Genomic DNA, 18,787 nt, shown 5'->3' with positions numbered 1-18,787 from the left:
CATCCAATGCCTTCCACGCGCGCTTCGCCGCCCGTTCGTTGTACTGGCACCCCGGCGGATTGTTGGCATCACGCTCGGCAAAGCAATGCACGGCGCCGCTGTAGTTGGTGAATTCCCAGTCGACCTTGGCGGCATTCATCTCGTTCTGGAAGCTGGCGATGTCGGCCGCGGTCACGCTCCTGTCATCGGCACCATTGAGTACCAGCACCGTGGGATGCGCTCCACCGGCCTGCGCCGGCAGCGGCGAGCCCAGCCCACCATGCAGGCTGACCACGCCGGCCAGCGGCGCGCCCGCGCGGGCCAGCTCCAGAACGGTGGTACCGCCGAAGCAGAAGCCGACCGCACCGATGCGGCTGGCATCCAGCGGCACCTTGCCGGCCTGTGCCTTGAGCACATTCACCGCCTCCAGCGCACGCGCACGCAGCAGCGGCCGGTCGTTGCGCAACGCGGTGGCGACCGGCCCTGCCTCGGCATCGGTCTTCGGCCGCACACCCTTGCCATAGACATCGGCCACCAGCACCACGTAATCATCGCCGGCCAGCTGCTTGGCCTTCTCGACCGCCGATTCGTTCACACCCTTCCAGTTCGGCACCATCACCAGTCCGGGGCGCTTGTCACTGTCCCCGTCGTCATAGACCAGCACCCCGCTGAAGGTCGTGCCCTGGTGCGTCCACTCCACCGGCTGGGTCTTCATCGCCGCCCACGCCGGCAGCGCCGCCAGACCCAGGACCATCGCCACACCCCAACGCCATGCATTCATGCGCCTGCTCCAGAGAAAAGGAAACAGAGGGGTCGCCTGATGTCCCCCTCCCGTCCGCATTCTGCATTGGCGGCGTGACGCAGGTGTGGTTGGATACGCCCTGATTCCGCCCAGCCCCTGTTTGCGAATGAACCTTGTCGATCAATTCCTGTCCGGCCTGATGCCGCGCCTGCCCGCCGACGATGCTGCGCAATGGGCGCATGTCCAGGGCGCCAGCGCCGGAGACCTGCAACGCCTGCGTGCGCAGTGGCCGCAGGTACCTGACAGTCTGGTTGCGCTGCTGTCGCGCGTGGATGGCACGCATTTCCGCCGGTATCCCGAGGGCGAGGTCTGCGTGCTGATGCTCGGCTCGGACGTGGAAGGCGGCGGATACCCCTACTACCTGCGCTCGATCGCACAGATCTTCGAGGATCAGCGGCAGTGGGATGACAGCATCCGCTCGATCTACGAAGAATGGCTGGACGACGAACCGGAGATTCTCGGCGACGGCATCGATGCCGACGTACCGATGAGCCGCCGCCTGTGCTTCTCGCACTGCATGAACAACGGCGGCACCTCGATGCTGTACCTGGATTTCGACCCGGCACCGGGTGGCTCCGTCGGCCAGGTGGTGCGCTACCTGCATGATCCGGACAGCTATGCGGTCATCGCGCCCGGCTTCGATGCGTATCTGCAGCAGTTGATTGACGGCGACTACGCGTTCATCGAGGAAGCGTAGATCCACGCCTGCGTGGATGAATTTGCCGGTGGGTTGCCGGCCGGGATCCCGCCGGGGTCAGAGCCCTTTCCTGCGGAAAGGGATCCGCCCCCCTCAGGCGATGCCCAGGCCCGGAATCGCGCTGATGCTGTCCGGATCGAATCCGGCCAGCTCGGCGAAGTGACGTCCGCGCGCAACGTAATCGCGGTAGGCCCCAAAACTTGGTGCGCCCGGCGACAACAGCACCACCCCGCCCTGCTCGCCCAGCGCAGCGCGTGCCAGCGCCATGGCGTCCGGCAGGTCGACGGCCGCATGCAGCCCGAATCGACCTGTATCGGCCAGCGGCTGCAGCATCGCGTGGATGCGCGGGCCGTTGCTGCCCATGGTCACGATCTCCACCGGCGGCACATCGTGCGCCATGTGCTGCATGAAATCGGTCCAGTCCAGGCCGCGGTCATGCCCGCCCACCAGCAGCGCGATGCGCTGGCCGCTGAAGCACTCCAGTGCCGCCAGACTGGCGTGGGGCGTGGTGCTGATCGAATCGTTGATGTAGGTCAGCCCATCGGCCACGCCGATGCACTGCAGCCGGTTGGGCAGCGGACGGAAATCCTGCACGGCCGGCGCCAGCGCCGCCGCGTCCAGGCCCAGCGCTTCCAGCGCGGCCAGCACCGCACACAGGTTGCCGCGGTTGTGGCGGCCCGGCAGCGGCGTATTGCGTGTATCGAACACCGCCTGTTCGCCACGATGCACGATGTCGCCACGCATGTGCCAACCCTGCGGCTGGTTGAACCAGACCACCTGGCTGTGCGGCAGCGCCAGTTCCGCCAGATGCGGATCGGCGGCATTGAGCACGGCGATGCACGGCGCGGCATCGGTGACCAGCTGCAGCTTGTCCTCGATATAGCGCTGTTCGCTGCCATGCCAGTCCAGATGTTCGGGGAACAGGTTCAGCACCACCGCCACCTGCGGTCGCGCGCCACTGCGCGCCACTTCGCCGGTCTGGTAGCTGGACAGTTCCACCGCCCAATACTCAGGCGCCGGCTGCGGGTCCAGCACTTCCAGCAGCGGCAGGCCGATGTTGCCGACCAGGCCGGTGCGATGGCCGGCCGCACGCAGCAGGTGCGCGACCAGCGCGGTGGTGGTGCTTTTGCCCTTGGTACCGGTCACGCAAACGGTGTCATGGACGATGCCGTCGTCAGCGGCATGCTCGGCGAACCAGAGCGCGGTGCCCCCGATGAAACGCGTGCCCCGTGCCGCCGCGGCCACCGCGATCGGCTGGTAGGGACTGATGCCGGGTGACTTGATCACCACGTCGAACGCGGCCAGCGCCTCGGCCGAAGGCTCGCCACGCACCTCCAGTGACCCCTGCGTTTCCGCGCGCGCCGCATCGGCTTCGGCGGCCGGACAGAACAGGCTCAGCGGCAACGTCGGCAGGCGTGCACGCAGCACCGCGAATGCGGCACGGCCCTCACGCCCCCAGCCCCACAGCGCGACGCGCTTTCCTTCAAGCTGAGAAATCTTCACGCACCCGTTCCCACAGCGCAGCCGGAATGCGGTGCTCGCCCTGCAGCTGCAGCATCGGCGCCAGCTCCAGTTCGGCCGCGTCGAGCTGCGGCTGGATCTCGTTGCAGAAGCGCTTCACCAGCGCATCTTCCTTCCACTCCGGTCGCTGCGCCAGGGTCGCCATCGCTGCACGCGATTCACGACCTTCGCCCACGCACTCGAACGGCTTGTGATCCTGGAACTCCAGCAGCGCGTCGAAGCCACCGGCCTGCTCGACATCGTCCAGCAGATTGCGACCGAAGATGCGCACGAGGCGGGTCTTGGGCATGAACGGGGCCAGCGCCAGAAACACGAAATGGCACTTCGGGCAGACGCCGCACCAACGGTTCACGGGGCGCTCGCCGAGGATATGGAAGTTGCGGTTGCAGCTGGAGAAATGCGCGTCGTAGAAGTCGCTCTTGGCGAACTGGCGGGCCACCGCCAGTTCCGACATCGGTCGCAGCAGCGAGTAGTACTGCAGGTCTGCGGCCACGTGCGCCTGCACATGGCTGCCGAAGGCCTGCTCGAACGCCCAGCCCTTGGACCACTGGTGGTTCACCTCGCCGGTGCCCGGAATCTGGCTGCCGTAGCTGGCCGAGCGTTCGTTGGAGAACACCACCTGGTCCACGCCCTGCAGCAGGGCTGCCAGCACCATGATCGCCGAGTTCACCGCGGTCACCGGGATATGGCCGTTCCACGCCCCTTGGCGGTTGAGCTCGAACAGCTCCGGCGCCAGCGCGCGGCCCAGGTTCAGCGTCGGCAGGCCGGTGCGTTCGGCGCAGGCACGGATCAACTGCGAACCGCCGATCCAGGTGACCGTCTCGTCCACGCCCGCCCGTCGCAGCGCTTCGATGCTGACCAGCGAATCCTTGCCACCACCGATGGCGACCAGCGCATGCGGCTGCAGGCCCACCTCCGGTGCCTGCACCGGCTCGCCCTGCACCGGCAGGCGGAAGCGGCCGCGCAGGTTGAGGCCGTTGCGGTAGGCGAACTCGCCCAGGCCGTTGAGGTAGATCGCTTCCACCAGCGCAGCGGTATCGGCATCGATGGCGTAACTGTCGATGCTGACGATCTCCGGCACGCCGGCCTTGTAGTAGCTGACGCCGGCGATCAGGTGCAGCAGCTGCAGCGCTCGCTGCACGGCGGCGGTGCGCGCCGGCTCAAGGACGAACGGAGCGCCGGGAATGGTGACGGTTTCCACCATCTCGGGGCCATCATCGAAGGCATAGACCAGCCGTGCCACGCCGCTGTCCACAGCAAATTCGCAGCGGACGAAACGGAAACGGGAGACCTGGTGTTTGTCGAAAGCAGTCATGGTGTATCCGGTCAGGCACGGCCCCGCGCGGTGGCGCGGGGCGTGTCGGTGGGCGGGTGCAGCGCGCGCAGGGCGATCACTCGATCACATCCTCGCGCGGCAGCGCCCGCTGGTTGTAGGTGTTGGACATCACGTAGCCATAGGCGCCAGCGTCAGCAATCAGCATCACGTCGTCCGGCGCGGTGGACACCGGCAGCTTGCGCCGCTTGCCGAACACATCGCTGGACTCGCAGATCGGGCCGACGACATCGAATGCCGCCTCGGCGTACCCGCCCTGGCGGCTGAGGTTCTCGATGTCGTGCCAGGCGTCGTACAGGGCCGGACGCATCAGCGTGTTCATGCCGGCATCCAGGCCGACGCGGCGCACGCCGTCCTTCTCCACCACCTGGGTGGCATGGGTCAGCAGCACGCCGGACTCGGCCACCAGGTAGCGCCCCGGCTCGATGGCCAGGCGGAATGCGGGGTGCAGTGCCTTGACCTCGGCCAGGCCGGCAGCCCACGCGTCCAGATCGAAGGGCTCGTCCTCGTCGCTGTACGGAATCGGCAGGCCACCGCCGATGTCGATCGTCTGCACGCTGCCGATGCGGCGGGCGAAGCCTGCCAGCTCATCGCACATCAGGCGCCAATGCTGCGGGGTTTCCACGCCGCTGCCCAGGTGGGCGTGCAGGCCGACCACCCGGCTGCCCAGTTCGGTGGCGGCACGGACGAACTCATCGACGCGGGCGATCGGCAGGCCGAACTTGGACTCCTTGCCGCCGGTGCGGACCTTGGCGTGGTGGCCTTCGCCGCGCCCCAGGTCCACGCGCAACCACAGCTCGCGGTTGCGGAACAGGTCCGGCCAGCGCTGCAGGGCTTCGACGTTGTCGACGGTGACGGTCACGCCCAGTGCGAACGCGGCCTCGTACTCACTGCGCGGGCAGAAGCTGGGGGTGAACAGCACACGCCTGGGCGAAAGTTCCGGCAGGTGCTGGAACACATGCTTCAGCTCGCCATGCGAAACGCACTCCAGGCCGAAACCCTCCGACTCCAGCAACTGCAGGATGGCCGGGTGGCTGTTGGCCTTGATCGCGTAGTAACGCTGGTCGATCGGCTTGATCGCAGCCAGCGCGCGGGCACGCGCCCGCACGGTCGGCAGGTGATAGACGTAGCGCGGGGTGCCCGCGTCGGCCAGCTGCAGCAGGTGCGCCCGCTGGCCGCGCCACCAGGGCGTGCCGCGCGGGCGAACCGTGCCGGCGATCTCGCGCCAGCGCGGGCCGAACACCTCGGTTTCCTCCACCGGCATGGCGCCGCTGTCGATCAGTTCCGCATGCAGGATCGGCAGCAGGCCATCGGCATCGGCCTCATCGATGACGAAGGTCAGGTTCAGGTCGTTGGACGACTGCGAGATCATGTGCACGCGCTCACGGCCGAACGTGGCCCACACATCCGACAGCTTGTGCAGCAGCGAGCGCATGCCCAGCCCGACCAGGGTGATCGCCGCACAGGGCACGATCACCTTGACCTTGCACACCTGCGACAGGTCGGCCGACAGCGCGGCCAGCACATCGGTGTTGACCAGGTTCTCCGACGGATCCAGCGACACGGTGACATTGGTTTCGGCCGAACCGATCAGGTCCACCGACAGGCCGTGCTTCTTGAACAGGGCGAACACATCGGCCAGGAAGCCGACCTGCTGCCACATGCCGATGCCTTCCATCGACACCAGCACGATGCCGTTGCGACGACTGATTGCCTTCACGCCCGGTACCGGCGCGGCATTGCCGTCGATGCTGGTACCTGGAAGCTCGGGGCGCTCGGTGTCGAGGATCGCCATCGGTACACCGGCATCGCGGCACGGCTTGATCGAGCGCGGATGCAGCACCTTGGCACCCGTGGTGGCGATTTCCTGCGCCTCGTAGTAATCCAGGCGGGTCAACAGGCGCGCGTCCGGCACATCCTTGGGATTGGCGCTGAACATGCCCGGCACGTCCGTCCAGATCTCCACGCGACTGGCGCCGAGCAGCGCACCGAAGTAGGCCGCCGAGGTGTCCGAACCGCCACGGCCGAGGATGGCAGTGCCACCGTCCGCGTGCCGCGAAATGAAGCCCTGGGTGATCAGAAGGCGGGTCGGCTGCGCACGGAAGCGCTGCGCCCAGTCCGCATCCGAGCGCCACTGGCAGTTCACCGACAGGCGTTGCGACCAGTCGCTCTGGTTCGGCTGCGGCGGCAGTGCATCCAGCCAGTGCCGGGCATCCATCCAGCCCATGTCCAGCCCGGACGCGCGCAGGTATGCAGCGCCCACGGTCGAGGACAGCAGTTCACCCTGGCCCAGCACGTCGGCCTGCCAGTCCAGCGGCCGGGTGGCCGCGCGCGGATCGTCCAGCAGGCCCTGCAGGGCGGCCAGACGCTCGGCCAGCACTTCGCGGCCGAGGCCCAGCTCGACCAGGAATGCCTCGTGGCGTTCGACCAGCGCGGCGACGCGATCACGGCTGTCCGCCGCACCGTCGGCGATCGCGGTCAGCTCATTGGTCACCCCGGACAGCGCCGAAACCACCACCAGCACGCGCGAGCCGGTCTCTTCCGCGCGTTTTTTCGCCAGCTTCCCGATCGTGTCCCAGCGATGGCGACGCGACACCGAGGTGCCGCCGAACTTCAGTACGATCCAACGATCGACAAGGGGGGAAGCTGACATGGATTGGCTATGTGTATTGTGGGGAAGCCGCCCCTGGGGGCGGAACCTTCGATTCTAAGCCCAATATCCCCGCCATGACCGCCTATCGTTACCTGCAGCTCGATGTCTTTGCTCCCCGTCCCGGCACGGGCAACCCACTGGGTGTCGTATTTGACGCGGACGGGCTTTCCAGCGACCGCATGCAGGCGCTGGCCGCCTGGCTGAACCTGTCCGAGACAGTGTTCTTCGTCCGCCCCACCGCGGCCGGTGCCGACTACCACGTACGCATTTTCACCCCGGGCAGCGAGCTGCCGTTCGCCGGCCACCCCAGTGTCGGTGCCGCCTGGGCAGCGGTGACCAGCGGCCTGGCCGTGCCGCGCGACGGTGCCCTGGTTCAGCAGTGCGCCGCCGGGCTGTTGCCGGTGCGCGTGTCCGGCCCGGCTGCCGCACCGACGATCCAGCTCGCCAGCCCCGCAGCACGGCACCTGGATACCGCTCCCGGGGCGGTGCCGGAAGCGCTGCTGGCCCAGGCCGCCGAGGGCCATGTGGCCCAGTTGTGGGACAACGGTCCACGATGGTGGCTGCTGCCCCTGCGTGATGCCGCCAGCGTGCGCTCCCTGGCGCCGGACATGGCCGCCGTGCGCGACTGGACCAATGCCACCGGCGCCACCGGCGTGGCCGTGTTCGCACCGGAACAGGCTGCCGCTCACGCGCTCGTGGTGCGCGCTTTCTGCCCCGGCGATGCGGTGAACGTTCCTGAGGATCCGGTGACCGGCAGTGCCAATGCGCTGATTGGCGCCTGGCTGCGGCAACGCAGCGCGCTGCCGGGCACGGACGCCGGCTACGTGGCCAGCCAGGGCCGCGAAGTGGGCCGCGACGGTGAGGTCCAGGTCCAGGTCGATGCGCAGGGCACCGTGTGGATCGGCGGCCAGGTGCAGCCGGTGATCGATGGGCAGATTCACTGGTAGCCCCCGCGATACCCTATGCCGCCTTGCCGGTAGCGCCGGGCCATGCCCGGCGACTCGCCGCGCTGCGCGCTCGCGGAGCATGGCCCCGCGCCACCGTCCCATCGTTTCCTGGAGTTGTCACTGATGTCCGCACGCCGTTTCCTGCAACTGGATGTGTTCTCCCCGCGCGCCGGTGCGGGCAATCCACTGGCCGTGGTGCTGGATGCCGACGGACTCGACGACGACACCATGCAGGCCATCGCCCGCTGGACGCGGTTGCCCGAGACGACCTTCGTGTTCCCGCCGCAGACGGAGGGAACCAGCTACCGCCTGCGCATGTTCAGTCCGCAGAAGGAAGTCCCGTTTGCCGGCCACCCCAGCGTAGGCACCGCGCATGCCGTGCTGCAGGCGGGCCTGGCGGAGGCGGTGGATGGCCTGCTGGTGCAGGACGGGATTGCCGGCGCGCTGCCGCTGCGGGTCAGCGGCGAAGGCGCGCAACAGCGCATTGCCATCCGCACCCCGCGCGCGCAGCTGGCCGAAACCGCGCAGGCGGACGATCCGCGCCTGCAGGCGGCCCTGAAGGGCTGGCCACTGGGTCGGTTGCCGCCGGCACGCATGCAGGGCGGGCGCAGCTGGTGGGTGGTCCAGGTTGCCGATGAATCGGCCCTGCGCGCGCTGCGCCCGGACTGGGACGCGGTGGCCGCGCTGGCCGAATCCACCGACAGCATGGGCGTGTTCGCCTATGCATTCGCCGACGGCAACGAAGGCTTCGATCTGACCGTGCGCGCGTTCGTCGGCAACGGGCGCCGCTTCGAGGATGCCGCCTCCGGCGCCGCCAACGCCGTGCTGGCGGCATGGCTGGACCTGCGCGGCGCTCTGCCGCGGGGCCGCGAGGCATTCGACGTCAGCCAGGGCCGGGAGGTCGGGCATGACGCACGCCTGACCCTGCGCGTGGACGAGGCCGGCGAGGTCTGGTCCGGCGGTCAGGTGCAGACGGTGATCGCCGGCACCCTTGATTGGTGATGGGTGGTTGCCCTGGGACGCCGGGCATGGCCCGGCGCTACCGACCTCAGCCCAGCTCGGCCTCCAGGCTGATGGGCACCGCGCTCAGTGCCTTGGACACCGGGCAGTTCTGCTTGGCATCGTCGGCGATGGCACGGAACTGCGTCGCATCGATCCCCGGCACCACGGCCTTCACTTTCAGCCGGATCTGCGAAAGCTGTGGGCCGCCTTCCATCGACAGATCCACCTTCGCCTCGGTATCCAGCGATGTTGGAGTGAAACCGGCTTCGCCGAGCTTGGCCGACAGCGCCATGGTGAAGCAGCCGGCATGAGCGGCCGCGATCAGCTCTTCCGGGTTGGTGCCCTTCTCCTCGCCGAAACGGCTGTTGAACCCATAGCGGGTCTTGTCCAGCAGGCCACTCTGCGGCGTGCTCAACTGTCCCTTGCCGGACTTCAGATCGCCTTCCCAGTGCGCGGTGGCGTGTCGCGAGATTCCCATTTGCTGCTCCTGTGTGGCGGTGATGAACGGTCACCCTCGCATGGCGCACGTTATGCCTGCGTCGCTCTGCCGCATTGCAGCGCGACCGGCACGCGTGCTCCGGTTCCATCGCGCCACCTCCGCGCCATGCTGTTTTTCCCTTGTTTTCAGCGGTTTCGAGCTCCCACCCGGCGCAAGGGCCGGCGCTTTCCTGCCCCTCCGGAAGCCCCTGCCCCCTACCGCCGGCCATGTACTGAATCGGCCTGGATATGAAAAAACATGCACTTTCCGCGCTCCGGGCTATTGGCGGCGCCCGAGAGTTGCCCTACATTGCGCTTGCCGACGGGGTTCGGCGCCGACCAAACAACCAACCGTTCACGGAACAGGAAACCATGGCAAAGACCGCTAAGAAGGCTGCCCCGAAGAAGGCAGTGAAGAAAGTCGCGACGAAGGCTGCCGCCAAGCCGGCCGCTCCGAAGCCGATCAAGGAAGTGCTGACCAAGTCCGGCCTGGTTGCACACATCGCTGAAGCCTCCGGCGTTGTCGCCAAGGACGTGCGCGCTGTGCTGGCCTCGCTGGAAGGCGCTGTCGCCTCTTCGGTGCACAAGAAGGGCGCTGGCTCCTTCACCCTGCCGGGCCTGCTGAAGATCACCACCGTCAATGTGCCGGCCAAGCCGAAGCGCAAGGGCATCAACCCGTTCACCAAGGAAGAGCAGTGGTTCGCCGCCAAGCCGGCCACCACCAAGCTGAAGGTTCGTCCGCTCAAGAAGCTGAAGGACGCCGCGCTGTAAGCGCGCGCCATTCGGCGGATGCATGACGGGACGGCCCAGGCCGTCCCGTTTTTTTTGGCGCCCCCGGCGGTTCCGCGCAGGCAGCGACCATCTTCCGGGCACGGCGCCGGGCATCGCAACACAGCGTTGCCCCAGCAGCGCAATCGGCCTCCCAGGCCCGCCACCAAAGGCTGCGGCCACGCTTCCCCCGCACTTCGTCCAACCGGGTGGAACACTGCGTGCAGCGCCGGCCGTCGCCGCCGGCGGCGGCCTTGCCTATGGTGGGCACATTCCCCCACAGCAACGGCGAGCACCTCTCATGGCCAGCCCCTCCACCCGCTACCGGATCTCGGTGACTCCGATCGAAAAGGACGGGTTGCAGTGCACCGGGCGCTGCACCATCGAACTGGAACATCGCGCCAGTCGCGACCTGATGCGACTGCTCGAAGCGGCACCGCGCACCGCAGGGCTCAGTGGCGACGAGCGCGCCACGCTGGTGGTCGCCACCCAGTTGCTGCGCGACATCGTGCAGCGTCATGCCGACACCGACGGTCATGCACTGGCCGCACTCGCCGCCCAGGTCCTGCCGGCGCTGGATGCGCTGGATCAGCTGCCCTCCTCCCGCTGAAGGCCCCGTAGTCGATACACTGCCGTCCTCCAGGTCGCCTCGGGGAGGAGGCACCATGCGCAGGACCCTGCTGTTGCTGATGCCACTGGTGGCGCTGGGCTGTTCCCGGCCGCCCCCCGCAGTGGATATCACCGCCCCGGTCGCCACCAGACCGGATGATGCACGCCGGCAACCGACGGCTGCGGACGATGAGGCTGCACCGCTGCGGCCACCCACCGTCCTCCCGTTGCTGGCTGCAGTGGCCGACGACGCGGAGCCGCCCGGGGACATGCTCAGCCGCTACATGACCGACCTGCTCAATCGCGACCGCGCCGCGAGCGACGCTGCCTGGACCTTCCCCCCCGCCGATCCGCGGCGGGCGGATGACGCCGCGCTGCGCCAGCTGGACAACGTGCGCGCCCTGCGCCTGCGCAGCCAGACGCCGGTCGCCGTCGACGGGAAGCATCCGTCGCAGCTGCTGGAAGTTCCGGTGCAGGTCCGCGCCGTGACCGCCGACGGCACCTTCCGCTTTGGTGGCTGGTATCGCGTGCAGCCCAACGCCGACGGCAGTGCCTGGCAGATCCAGTCGGCGCAGCTGCGGCCCTCTTTGGACTGAACCGCTGCAACGGCATGCACGCTCGATTCAGCCTGCAAAGCTACTCTGTAGCCACCCCGCCCTTTCCGGTCACCGCCATGCGCCTGCGTCCCCTGATGACCCGCCTCGCCGCCGCCACCGTCCTGATCGCCGTTGCGATCGGCGCGCAGGCCGCACCTTCGATTTCCGGCCGCGAACTCTCGGTTGGCGCCAGCGACGTGCAGCAGTACCTGGATGGCAGTTTCCCGCGTACCCAGGACGCACTTGGCGGCCTGATCGCGCTGACGATGAGCCATCCGCAACTGAGCCTTCCGGCAGGCGAACGCCTGAACCTGGGCATGGACGTGGCGCTTGCCACCGCCGGCGGCAGTCCGGCCAAGCTCGGTACGGTCAAGCTCAGCAGCGGCCTGCGTTATGACGCCCAGACCCAGGGCTTCCACCTGCAGCAGCCGAGCGTGGACGATTTCACCCCGGCCAATCAGGGCGGCCGCCTCGATTCACGTACCCGGGGGCTGCTCAATGCCTGGCTGAGCGACTATGCGCAGCGTGAACCGATCTACAAGCTTGATCCGGCCGTGGCCGGCATGCTCGGTGCGCTGCAGGTGCAATCGGCACAGGTGAAGAACGGCAAGCTGGTCGTCACCTTCAACCAGAACCTCGGCAACTTGGTACCTGCGGGCCTGCTCGGCAACTGAGCCGAGCTGCAGCACCATGCCCGGCCTCCAGCGGCCGGGCACGGGTGTGACACTGCGGCAGATCGTCAGGCAGCCAGCGCGCGGACGACGGCCTCGCTGAAGGCGGGAATGTCGTCGGGCTTGCGGCTGGTGATCAGATTGCCGTCCACCACCACCTCGGCATCCTGCCAGCGCGCACCGGCGTTGAGCAGATCCTGCTGCAGTGACGGCCACGAGGTGACCTCGCGACCGTTGGCCAGATCACTGTTGATCAACAGCCAGGGGCCGTGGCAGATCGCCGCGACCGGCTTGCCGGCCGCCGCCACGTCGCGGATGAAGTCCACGGCGGCCTGATCCGTGCGAAGCGTGTCCGGATTGATCACGCCACCAGGCAACACCAGCGCGTCGAACCCTGCCGCGTCGGCTTCGCTCAGGGGGATGTCCACCGCCACCGCCTCGCCCCAGTCCTTCTCTTTCCAGCCTTTGATGGTGGCTTCCTTCGCCGGCGATATCACGCTGACCCGGGCGCCTTCCGCTTCAAGCAGGCGCTTGGGTTCAATCAGTTCGGACTGCTCGAAGCCGTGGGTGGCCAGGATGGCGATCTGTCTGCCTTTGAGGCGCTGGGCCATGAGTGCACTCCCGTTGGTGAGGATGAGCACCCAGCGTGCGGCAACGTGCATTGAAGCGGAGTGACCCGCGTGTCGATGGCAGGTGCATGTCCGCGATGCGGCCGGCGATCGGCCGGCCGTACCCGGTGCCGGTCAGCGCTTGGGCTGCAGCATGGTGCCGGTGCACTTGGGGGAACCGCAGCGGCACTCCCAGATCTTCTTCAGCTTGGCCGTATGGCGCTCGGCCAGAACGATGCCGTAGTTGTAGGTCAGCTCCTCACCGGCGGCGATATCGCGCAGCGCTTCGATGAACACCTTGTCACCACGGCTGTCGCCGTCCGCATCTTCCTCGATCACCGCCTCGCAGTTGGGGTCGCAGCTGTGGTTGATCCAGCGCGCATCGTTGCCCTTGTAATTGGCATCGATCACCCAGTCGTCGTTGAGGGTGAACAGGAAGGTGTGGCCGCTTTCGACGTCACCGCTGTCATCGGCATCGACGTCGCCATGGCTGCGCAGCAGGCCCTTGTACTGGATCACGCGCTCGCCCTGCTTGATCGGGGCCACGGCGAACACACCGTTGCCATGGATGGCGGACTTGCGGGCTTGGATCTTCTTCGGCATCGGCACGGGCTGTTTGCAGCGAAAGGAACCCGGATTCTCGCCCATTCCGGGCAATTGCGAAAATCGTCCCGATGCTCCAGCATGTCGCCCCGATCGTGACTGCGGGTGAACGGCCCCGGCCAGGGTCTCCCAGCGCCGGCTGAATGCCCGGGTTGGATGCCGGCGAAGAAAAGCGTACAATTTCAGTCCACTTTAAGAACCGCTCGCATCCCCCATGTTGCGCGTCACCAAACTCACCGATTACGCCACCGTCGTGCTGACCGTGCTCGCCGCCCGTCCGGGCGAAGTGCTCAGCGCCACCGAGCTGGCCGAATTCACCGGCCTGGAGCCGCCCACCGTCAGCAAGGTCCTCAAGCCGCTGGCACAGGCCGGCCTGGTCGAGGGCCTGCGCGGCGTCCGCGGCGGCTATCGGCTGACCCGCCCCGCCGTGGAGGTCTCGCTGTTCGAAGTGGTGGAAGCAATGGAAGGGCCGCTGGCCCTGACCGAGTGCAGCCACGACCACCACCAGTGCGGCATGGCGCCCAAGTGCGGCGCGCGCAGCAGCTGGCGGCTGATCAACGACGTGGTCTCCGAGGCCCTGCGCGATGTCAGCCTGGCGCAGATCCTGCCCCCTCTTCCCCTTGTCGATGACGAACAGCGCCGCACCATCGCTGTCGACGTCGTCTCCTGATCCGTAGGCAGCCCCCATGGCCACCGAAACCATCGAAACCGTCGCCCACGACGACACCCCCAACCGCGAGATCCATGAGCAGCTTGGCCGCAAGTACTCGGCCGGCTTCATCACGGACATCGAATCGGACTCGCTGCCCCCGGGCCTGGACGAGGACACCATCCGTGCGCTGTCCGCAAAGAAGGACGAGCCGGAATGGATGACGCAGTGGCGCCTGGACGCCTACCGCCACTTCCTGACGATGCCGATGCCGAACTGGGCCAAGCTGCAGATCGCCCCGATCGACCTGCAGGCGCTCAGCTATTACTCGGCACCGAAGGGCCCGAAGTACGCCTCGCTGGATGACGTGCCCAAGGAACTGCTCGATACCTACGACAAGCTGGGCGTGCCGCTGCACGAGCGCGCCAAGCTGGCCGGCGTGGCGGTGGACGCGGTGTTCGACTCGGTCTCGGTCGGCACCACGTTCCGCAAGGAACTGGCCGAGAAGGGCATCATCTTCTGTTCGATGTCCGAAGCCATCAAGGAACATCCGGAACTGGTGCGCCAGTACCTGGGCACCGTGGTGCCGGTCGGTGACAACTACTTCGCCGCGCTCAACTCGGCGGTGTTCTCCGATGGCAGCTTCGTGTTCATTCCCAGGGGCGTGCGCTGCCCGATGGAGCTGAGCACCTACTTCCGCATCAACGCCGGCCACACCGGCCAGTTCGAGCGCACCCTGATCGTGTGCGAGGACAAGGCCTACGTGTCCTACCTGGAAGGCTGCACCGCGCCGATGCGCGACGAGAACCAGCTGCACGCCGCAGTGGTCGAGCTGGTGGCGCTGGAAGATGCGGAGATCAAGTACTCCACGGTGCAGAACTGGTATCCGGGCGACGAGAACGGCGTCGGTGGCATCTACAACTTCGTCACCAAGCGCGCCGAGTGCCGCGGTGCACGCAGCAAGGTCACCTGGACCCAGGTCGAGACCGGCTCGGCGATCACCTGGAAGTATCCGTCCTGCGTGCTGCTGGGCGATGACTCGGTCGGCGAATTCCACTCCGTCGCGCTGACCCACCATCGCCAGCAGGCCGACACCGGCACCAAGATGATCCACGTCGGCAAGCGCACCAAGAGCAAGATCGTCAGCAAGGGCATCAGCGCCGGTCGCGGCCAGAACACCTACCGCGGTCTGGTCAAGGTCGACCGCAATGCCGAGGGCGCACGCAACTACACCCAGTGCGATTCGCTGCTGATCGGCAAGCAGTGCGGCGCCCACACCTTCCCCTACATCGAGGTGAAGAACCCGGGCGCCACCGTCGAGCACGAGGCCACCACCTCCAAGATTTCCGATGACCAGCTGTTCTACTGCCGCGCCCGTGGCATCAGCCAGGAAGACGCGGTGTCGATGATCGTCGACGGCTTCTGCAAGCAGGTGTTCCGCGAGCTGCCGATGGAATTCGCAGTGGAAGCCAAGAAGCTGCTGGAAGTCTCGCTGGAAGGTTCGGTGGGCTGAGCCCTGCCCTCGCAACGCATTCTTTTTATCGGCGGGCTGCGGTCCGCCTCACGGAAATCCCCACCATGCTGAAGATCGAAAACCTCCACGCCCGCATCGGCGACAAGGAAATCCTCAAGGGCCTCTCGCTGGACGTCCAGCCCGGCCAGGTGCACGCCATCATGGGCCCGAACGGCGCCGGCAAGTCCACCCTGGGCAACGTCCTGGCGGGCCGCGACGGCTATGAAGTGACCGAGGGCAGCGTCCGGTTCGACGGGGTCGATCTGCTCGACCAGGACCCGGAAGCGCGCGCCGCTGCCGGCCTGTTCCTGGCGTTCCAGTACCCGGTGGAAATCCCCGGCGTGAACAATACCTACTTCCTGCGCGCGGCACTGAACGCGCAGCGCAAGGCACGCGGCGAGGACGAACTCGATTCCATGCAGTTCCTCAAGCTGGTACGGCAGAAGCTGGCCGTGCTGCACCTGAAGGACGAACTGCTGCACCGTGGCGTCAACGAAGGCTTCTCCGGTGGCGAGAAGAAGCGCAACGAGATCTTCCAGCTGGCCGTGCTGGAACCGAAGCTGGCGATCCTCGACGAAACCGATTCGGGCCTGGACATCGATGCGCTGAAGAGCGTGGCCGACGGCGTCAATGCGCTGCGCGCCGCCGACCGTTCGTTCCTGGTCATCACCCACTACCAGCGCCTGCTGGACTACATCAAGCCGGACGTGGTGCATGTGCTGGCCGACGGCCGCATCGTCAAGAGCGGTGGCCCGGAACTGGCGCTGGAACTGGAAGCGCACGGTTATGACTTCCTGAAGGACCGGGTCGTGCCCGAGGCGGCGGTCTGATGAGCGCCCTGCTTGATTCCATGGCCCAGGCCTTCTGCGGCAGCGATGCGCGCCGCGAAGTGCTGGATGCGGCCCTGCGTGATGGCCTGCCGGCCGCCCGCAACGAAGCCTGGAAGTACACCTCGCTGCGCCAGCTGGAGCGCCGTGCCTTCGCCGCCGCGCCGCTGTCGCCGCCGGTGCTGGATGTGGCCGTGCTGGAAGACATCCCCGCGCCGCGCCTGGTGTTCGTCAACGGCCGCCTCAGCGACGCACTGAGCGACACCCACGGCCTGCCGGCCGGCGTGCAGCTGGAACCGCTGTCCTCGGCGCTGGCCGCCGGTGAGGATGCCGCGCGTTTCCTCGGCCGCCGCTACGAGCGCAGCGACGAAGTGTTCGCCCGCCTGAATGCCGCCCTGGCCGATGAAGGCGCGGTGCTGCGCGTGGACGACGGCGTGCAGGTCGAGGCACCGCTGCACCTGGTGTTCGCCAGCGTCGCCGGTGACACCGATCTGGCCTGGCACCACCGCCACCTGATCGAACTGCGTGCCGGCGCCAGCCTGGGCGTGGTCGAACACCGCTTCAGCGTCGGTGACTCCGCCCACCTGGACAACACCGTGCTGCACGTCCACGTTGCGCGCGATGCCGTGCTCAAGCATGCGCGCGTGCAGGCCGGCAGTGCACGCCAGACCAGCATCCTGCGCACCGACGCGGTGCTGGCCCGTGACGCGCAGTATCACCGCGTAGACCTGGAACTGGGCGCCGCGCTCAGCCGCCATGAACTGAACGTACGGCTGGAAGGCGACAACGCGCAGCTGACCGCCAATGGCGTGCTGCTCGGCAATGGCCGCCGCCACGTCGATACCCGCCTGGGCATCGACCACATCGCCCGCGATACCCGTAGCGAGCTGCTGTGGCGCGGCGTGGCCGCCAACCGCAGCCGCGTGGTGTTCCATGGTGGCATCCAGATCCGCGAAGGCGCCGACGGCACCGACGCGAACCTGTCCAACAAGAACCTGCTGCTGTCGGCCGACGCCGAGATCGACACCCAGCCGGTGCTGGTGATCGATGCCGACGAAGTGAAAGCTGCACACGGTGCGACCGTCGGCCAGCTCGACGCGAACGCGCTGTTCTACCTGCGCTCGCGTGGCCTGCCGCAGGCACAGGCGCAGGCACTGCTGAGTGCCGCGTTCTGCCATGAGCCGCTGAAGGTACTGCCGGACGCGCTGCGCGAGCAGCTGGCACGCCGCCTGGACAAGGCCCTGACCGAGGCGGGTGTGGCATGAATCTCTCCACCCCGCGCCCGATCGAAGAACGCGCCAGCGCCCCCGACTGGGATCGCGTGCGTCTCGACTTCCCGCTGCTGATGCGTGAAGTGCATGGCAAGCCGCTGGTCTATTTCGACAACGCCAACACCGGCCAGAAACCGGTGCAGGTGATCGGCGCGGTGGATGAGTTCTATCGCCGCTACAACGCCAACGTCAGCCGCGCGGTGCATGCCCTGGGCAGCGAAGCCACCGATGCCTACGAAGGTGCGCGCAACAAACTGGCGCGCTTCCTCAACGTGCGCCCCAGTGATCTGGTGCTGTGCAGCGGCACCACCTTCGCCATCAACCTGGTGGCGTACTCGTGGGCGCTGCCGCGATTGAAGTCCGGTGATGTGATCCTGGTCTCGCGCATGGAGCACCACGCCAACATCGTGCCGTGGCAGCTGGTCGCGCAGCGTACCGGCGCCACCCTCCGCGTGGCCGAGATCACCCCGGATGGCGCGCTCGACCTGGATGCGCTGCGTGCGGCCATGACCCCCGAGGTCAAGCTGCTGGCGGTCACCCACGTGTCCAATGTGCTCGGCACGGTCAACCCGGTGCGCGAGATCTGCCGTGAGGCGCGCAAGCGCGGCATCATCACTGTGGTGGATGGTTCGCAGGCCGCACCACACCGCAAGGTCGACGTCGCCGCGATCGGCTGCGACTTCTATGCCATCACCGGCCACAAGATGTGCGGACCGACCGGCACCGGCGCCCTGTGGGCACGCCGCGAGCATCTGGATGCGATGCCGCCGTTCCTCGGCGGTGGCGAGATGATCAAGGAAGTCAGCTTCGACGGCACCGTGTTCAACGATGCCCCGCACAAGTTCGAGGCCGGCACTCCGAACATCGCCGGCTTCATCGGCCTGGGCGTGGCCGCCGACTACCTGCAGGACATCGGCCAGGAGCACGTGGAGGCGCGGGAAGCCGAGCTGCTCGCCCACTTCACCGAAGAGCTGCGCCGCGTCGAGGGCCTGCGCATCATCGGTGAAGCGCCGGAGAAGGCGGCCGTGGTCTCGTTCCTGATCGACGGCGCGCATGCACACGACCTGGCCACCCTGCTCGACCTGGAAGGCGTGGCCGTGCGTTCCGGCCAGCACTGCGCACATCCGTTGCTGCAGTACTTCGGTGTCGCGGCCACCTGCCGTGCCTCGCTGGCGTTCTACAACACGCACGAAGAGATCGAGCGGTTCATGACCGCGCTGACCAAGGTACGTAAGCTGCTCGGCTGAGGATTCGCCAGAGC

General features: G+C 67.4%; 19 protein-coding genes. 12 read left to right on the top strand and 7 right to left on the bottom strand.

What is annotated here, in order from left to right:
• Positions 1-760, bottom strand: a 760-nt coding sequence (locus N7367_RS11935) for a dienelactone hydrolase family protein (protein ID WP_279942454.1), incomplete at its 3' end; no start/stop codon positions are given.
• Positions 761-887: 127 nt separating this feature from the next.
• Between N7367_RS11935 and N7367_RS11930 the strand changes: the two genes are divergently transcribed.
• A complete protein-coding gene (locus N7367_RS11930) occupies positions 888-1,478 on the top strand; it encodes an SMI1/KNR4 family protein (protein WP_279942453.1) in 591 nt (196 codons plus the stop codon).
• Between the two features lie 93 nt (positions 1,479-1,571).
• On the opposite strand, the gene murD is transcribed toward N7367_RS11930, so the two are convergent.
• From murD to N7367_RS11915, 3 genes are all read right to left on the bottom strand, one after another.
• Positions 1,572-2,981: a UDP-N-acetylmuramoyl-L-alanine--D-glutamate ligase gene (murD, locus tag N7367_RS11925; protein ID WP_279942452.1), complete on the bottom strand. Its 1,410-nt coding sequence runs from the start codon at positions 2,979-2,981 to the stop codon at positions 1,572-1,574.
• Complete coding sequence (murL, locus tag N7367_RS11920) at positions 2,962-4,314, bottom strand: UDP-N-acetyl-alpha-D-muramoyl-L-alanyl-L-glutamate epimerase (protein ID WP_279942451.1); 1,353 nt, start codon at positions 4,312-4,314, stop codon at positions 2,962-2,964. Before murL ends, murD begins: the two co-directional genes overlap by 20 nt.
• A 76-nt stretch (positions 4,315-4,390) precedes the next feature.
• On the bottom strand, positions 4,391-6,985 hold the full coding sequence (locus N7367_RS11915; protein WP_053516666.1) for a bifunctional aspartate kinase/diaminopimelate decarboxylase: 2,595 nt from the start codon (positions 6,983-6,985) through the stop codon (positions 4,391-4,393).
• A 74-nt stretch (positions 6,986-7,059) separates the two neighbouring features.
• Between N7367_RS11915 and N7367_RS11910 the strand changes: the two genes are divergently transcribed.
• Both N7367_RS11910 and N7367_RS11905 read left to right on the top strand, forming a co-directional pair.
• Positions 7,060-7,932: a PhzF family phenazine biosynthesis protein gene (locus N7367_RS11910; protein WP_197571848.1), complete on the top strand. Its 873-nt coding sequence runs from the start codon at positions 7,060-7,062 to the stop codon at positions 7,930-7,932.
• A 123-nt stretch (positions 7,933-8,055) separates the two neighbouring features.
• Entirely contained in the window at positions 8,056-8,934 is an 879-nt protein-coding gene (locus N7367_RS11905; RefSeq protein WP_279942449.1) for a PhzF family phenazine biosynthesis protein, read from the top strand.
• A gap of 46 nt (positions 8,935-8,980) precedes the next feature.
• Here the strand turns inward: N7367_RS11905 and N7367_RS11900 are convergent, their stop codons facing one another.
• Entirely contained in the window at positions 8,981-9,412 is a 432-nt protein-coding gene (locus N7367_RS11900; protein WP_053516662.1) for an OsmC family protein, read from the bottom strand.
• Between the two features lie 371 nt (positions 9,413-9,783).
• Here N7367_RS11900 and N7367_RS11895 point away from each other — a divergent pair, with 371 nt between their 5' ends.
• The 4 genes from N7367_RS11895 (at position 9,784) to N7367_RS11880 (ending at position 12,058) form a co-directional block, all read left to right on the top strand.
• Positions 9,784-10,182 (top strand): HU family DNA-binding protein, encoded by a 399-nt coding sequence (locus N7367_RS11895; RefSeq protein WP_053516661.1) that lies wholly within the window; start codon positions 9,784-9,786, stop codon positions 10,180-10,182.
• Between the two features lie 298 nt (positions 10,183-10,480).
• Positions 10,481-10,789 carry a DUF3861 family protein gene (locus tag N7367_RS11890; protein ID WP_053516660.1) on the top strand — a complete coding sequence of 103 codons (309 nt, stop codon included), beginning with the start codon at positions 10,481-10,483 and terminating at the stop codon, positions 10,787-10,789.
• A gap of 55 nt (positions 10,790-10,844) precedes the next feature.
• Positions 10,845-11,384: a hypothetical protein gene (locus tag N7367_RS11885; protein WP_279942448.1), complete on the top strand. Its 540-nt coding sequence runs from the start codon at positions 10,845-10,847 to the stop codon at positions 11,382-11,384.
• A gap of 77 nt (positions 11,385-11,461) precedes the next feature.
• Positions 11,462-12,058 (top strand): DUF1439 domain-containing protein, encoded by a 597-nt coding sequence (locus tag N7367_RS11880; protein ID WP_279942447.1) that lies wholly within the window; start codon positions 11,462-11,464, stop codon positions 12,056-12,058.
• Positions 12,059-12,123: 65 nt separating this feature from the next.
• Here the strand turns inward: N7367_RS11880 and N7367_RS11875 are convergent, their stop codons facing one another.
• Positions 12,124-12,666 carry a type 1 glutamine amidotransferase domain-containing protein gene (locus N7367_RS11875; RefSeq protein WP_111186009.1) on the bottom strand — a complete coding sequence of 181 codons (543 nt, stop codon included), beginning with the start codon at positions 12,664-12,666 and terminating at the stop codon, positions 12,124-12,126.
• 132 nt (positions 12,667-12,798) lie between these two features.
• Complete coding sequence (locus N7367_RS11870; RefSeq protein ID WP_053516698.1) at positions 12,799-13,266, bottom strand: SET domain-containing protein-lysine N-methyltransferase; 468 nt, start codon at positions 13,264-13,266, stop codon at positions 12,799-12,801.
• A gap of 214 nt (positions 13,267-13,480) precedes the next feature.
• On the opposite strand from N7367_RS11870, the gene N7367_RS11865 reads away from it, so the two are divergent.
• The 5 genes from N7367_RS11865 to N7367_RS11845 all read left to right on the top strand — a co-directional run bounded on the left by N7367_RS11865 (position 13,481) and on the right by N7367_RS11845 (position 18,773).
• Positions 13,481-13,936 carry an SUF system Fe-S cluster assembly regulator gene (locus tag N7367_RS11865; protein ID WP_053516656.1) on the top strand — a complete coding sequence of 152 codons (456 nt, stop codon included), beginning with the start codon at positions 13,481-13,483 and terminating at the stop codon, positions 13,934-13,936.
• Between the two features lie 16 nt (positions 13,937-13,952).
• Positions 13,953-15,428 carry a Fe-S cluster assembly protein SufB gene (gene sufB / locus N7367_RS11860; RefSeq protein ID WP_053516655.1) on the top strand — a complete coding sequence of 492 codons (1,476 nt, stop codon included), beginning with the start codon at positions 13,953-13,955 and terminating at the stop codon, positions 15,426-15,428.
• A 65-nt stretch (positions 15,429-15,493) separates the two neighbouring features.
• Positions 15,494-16,258: a Fe-S cluster assembly ATPase SufC gene (gene sufC / locus N7367_RS11855; protein ID WP_053516654.1), complete on the top strand. Its 765-nt coding sequence runs from the start codon at positions 15,494-15,496 to the stop codon at positions 16,256-16,258.
• Entirely contained in the window at positions 16,258-17,520 is a 1,263-nt protein-coding gene (gene sufD, locus N7367_RS11850; RefSeq protein ID WP_279942446.1) for a Fe-S cluster assembly protein SufD, read from the top strand. Before sufC ends, sufD begins: the two co-directional genes overlap by 1 nt.
• Entirely contained in the window at positions 17,517-18,773 is a 1,257-nt protein-coding gene (locus N7367_RS11845; protein WP_111186006.1) for a cysteine desulfurase, read from the top strand. Before sufD ends, N7367_RS11845 begins: the two co-directional genes overlap by 4 nt.
• Positions 18,774-18,787: the final 14 nt, after the last annotated feature.

Origin of the sequence: Stenotrophomonas sp. GD04145, from assembly GCF_029835135.1 — a bacterium.
GTDB classification, from domain to species: Bacteria; Pseudomonadota; Gammaproteobacteria; order Xanthomonadales; family Xanthomonadaceae; genus Stenotrophomonas; species Stenotrophomonas maltophilia_P.
Note: the sequence above shows the minus strand (reverse complement) of the source record. Positions and strands in the feature narration are given on the sequence as shown.

Bases quoted from the DNA above. Each gene is read 5' to 3' on its own strand.
- N7367_RS11930 (WP_279942453.1), top strand. From the start codon at position 888: ATGAACCTTGTCGATCAATTCCTGTCCGGCCTGATGCCGCGCCTGCCC.
- murL (WP_279942451.1), bottom strand. From the start codon at position 4,314: ATGACTGCTTTCGACAAACACCAGGTCTCCCGTTTCCGTTTCGTCCGC.
- N7367_RS11915 (WP_053516666.1), bottom strand. From the start codon at position 6,985: ATGTCAGCTTCCCCCCTTGTCGATCGTTGGATCGTACTGAAGTTCGGC.
- N7367_RS11910 (WP_197571848.1), top strand. From the start codon at position 7,060: ATGACCGCCTATCGTTACCTGCAGCTCGATGTCTTTGCTCCCCGTCCC.
- N7367_RS11905 (WP_279942449.1), top strand. From the start codon at position 8,056: ATGTCCGCACGCCGTTTCCTGCAACTGGATGTGTTCTCCCCGCGCGCC.
- N7367_RS11900 (WP_053516662.1), bottom strand. From the start codon at position 9,412: ATGGGAATCTCGCGACACGCCACCGCGCACTGGGAAGGCGATCTGAAG.
- N7367_RS11895 (WP_053516661.1), top strand. From the start codon at position 9,784: ATGGCAAAGACCGCTAAGAAGGCTGCCCCGAAGAAGGCAGTGAAGAAA.
- N7367_RS11890 (WP_053516660.1), top strand. From the start codon at position 10,481: ATGGCCAGCCCCTCCACCCGCTACCGGATCTCGGTGACTCCGATCGAA.
- N7367_RS11885 (WP_279942448.1), top strand. From the start codon at position 10,845: ATGCGCAGGACCCTGCTGTTGCTGATGCCACTGGTGGCGCTGGGCTGT.
- N7367_RS11880 (WP_279942447.1), top strand. From the start codon at position 11,462: ATGCGCCTGCGTCCCCTGATGACCCGCCTCGCCGCCGCCACCGTCCTG.
- N7367_RS11875 (WP_111186009.1), bottom strand. From the start codon at position 12,666: ATGGCCCAGCGCCTCAAAGGCAGACAGATCGCCATCCTGGCCACCCAC.
- N7367_RS11870 (WP_053516698.1), bottom strand. From the start codon at position 13,266: ATGCCGAAGAAGATCCAAGCCCGCAAGTCCGCCATCCATGGCAACGGT.
- N7367_RS11865 (WP_053516656.1), top strand. From the start codon at position 13,481: ATGTTGCGCGTCACCAAACTCACCGATTACGCCACCGTCGTGCTGACC.
- sufB (WP_053516655.1), top strand. From the start codon at position 13,953: ATGGCCACCGAAACCATCGAAACCGTCGCCCACGACGACACCCCCAAC.
- sufC (WP_053516654.1), top strand. From the start codon at position 15,494: ATGCTGAAGATCGAAAACCTCCACGCCCGCATCGGCGACAAGGAAATC.
- sufD (WP_279942446.1), top strand. From the start codon at position 16,258: ATGAGCGCCCTGCTTGATTCCATGGCCCAGGCCTTCTGCGGCAGCGAT.
- N7367_RS11845 (WP_111186006.1), top strand. From the start codon at position 17,517: ATGAATCTCTCCACCCCGCGCCCGATCGAAGAACGCGCCAGCGCCCCC.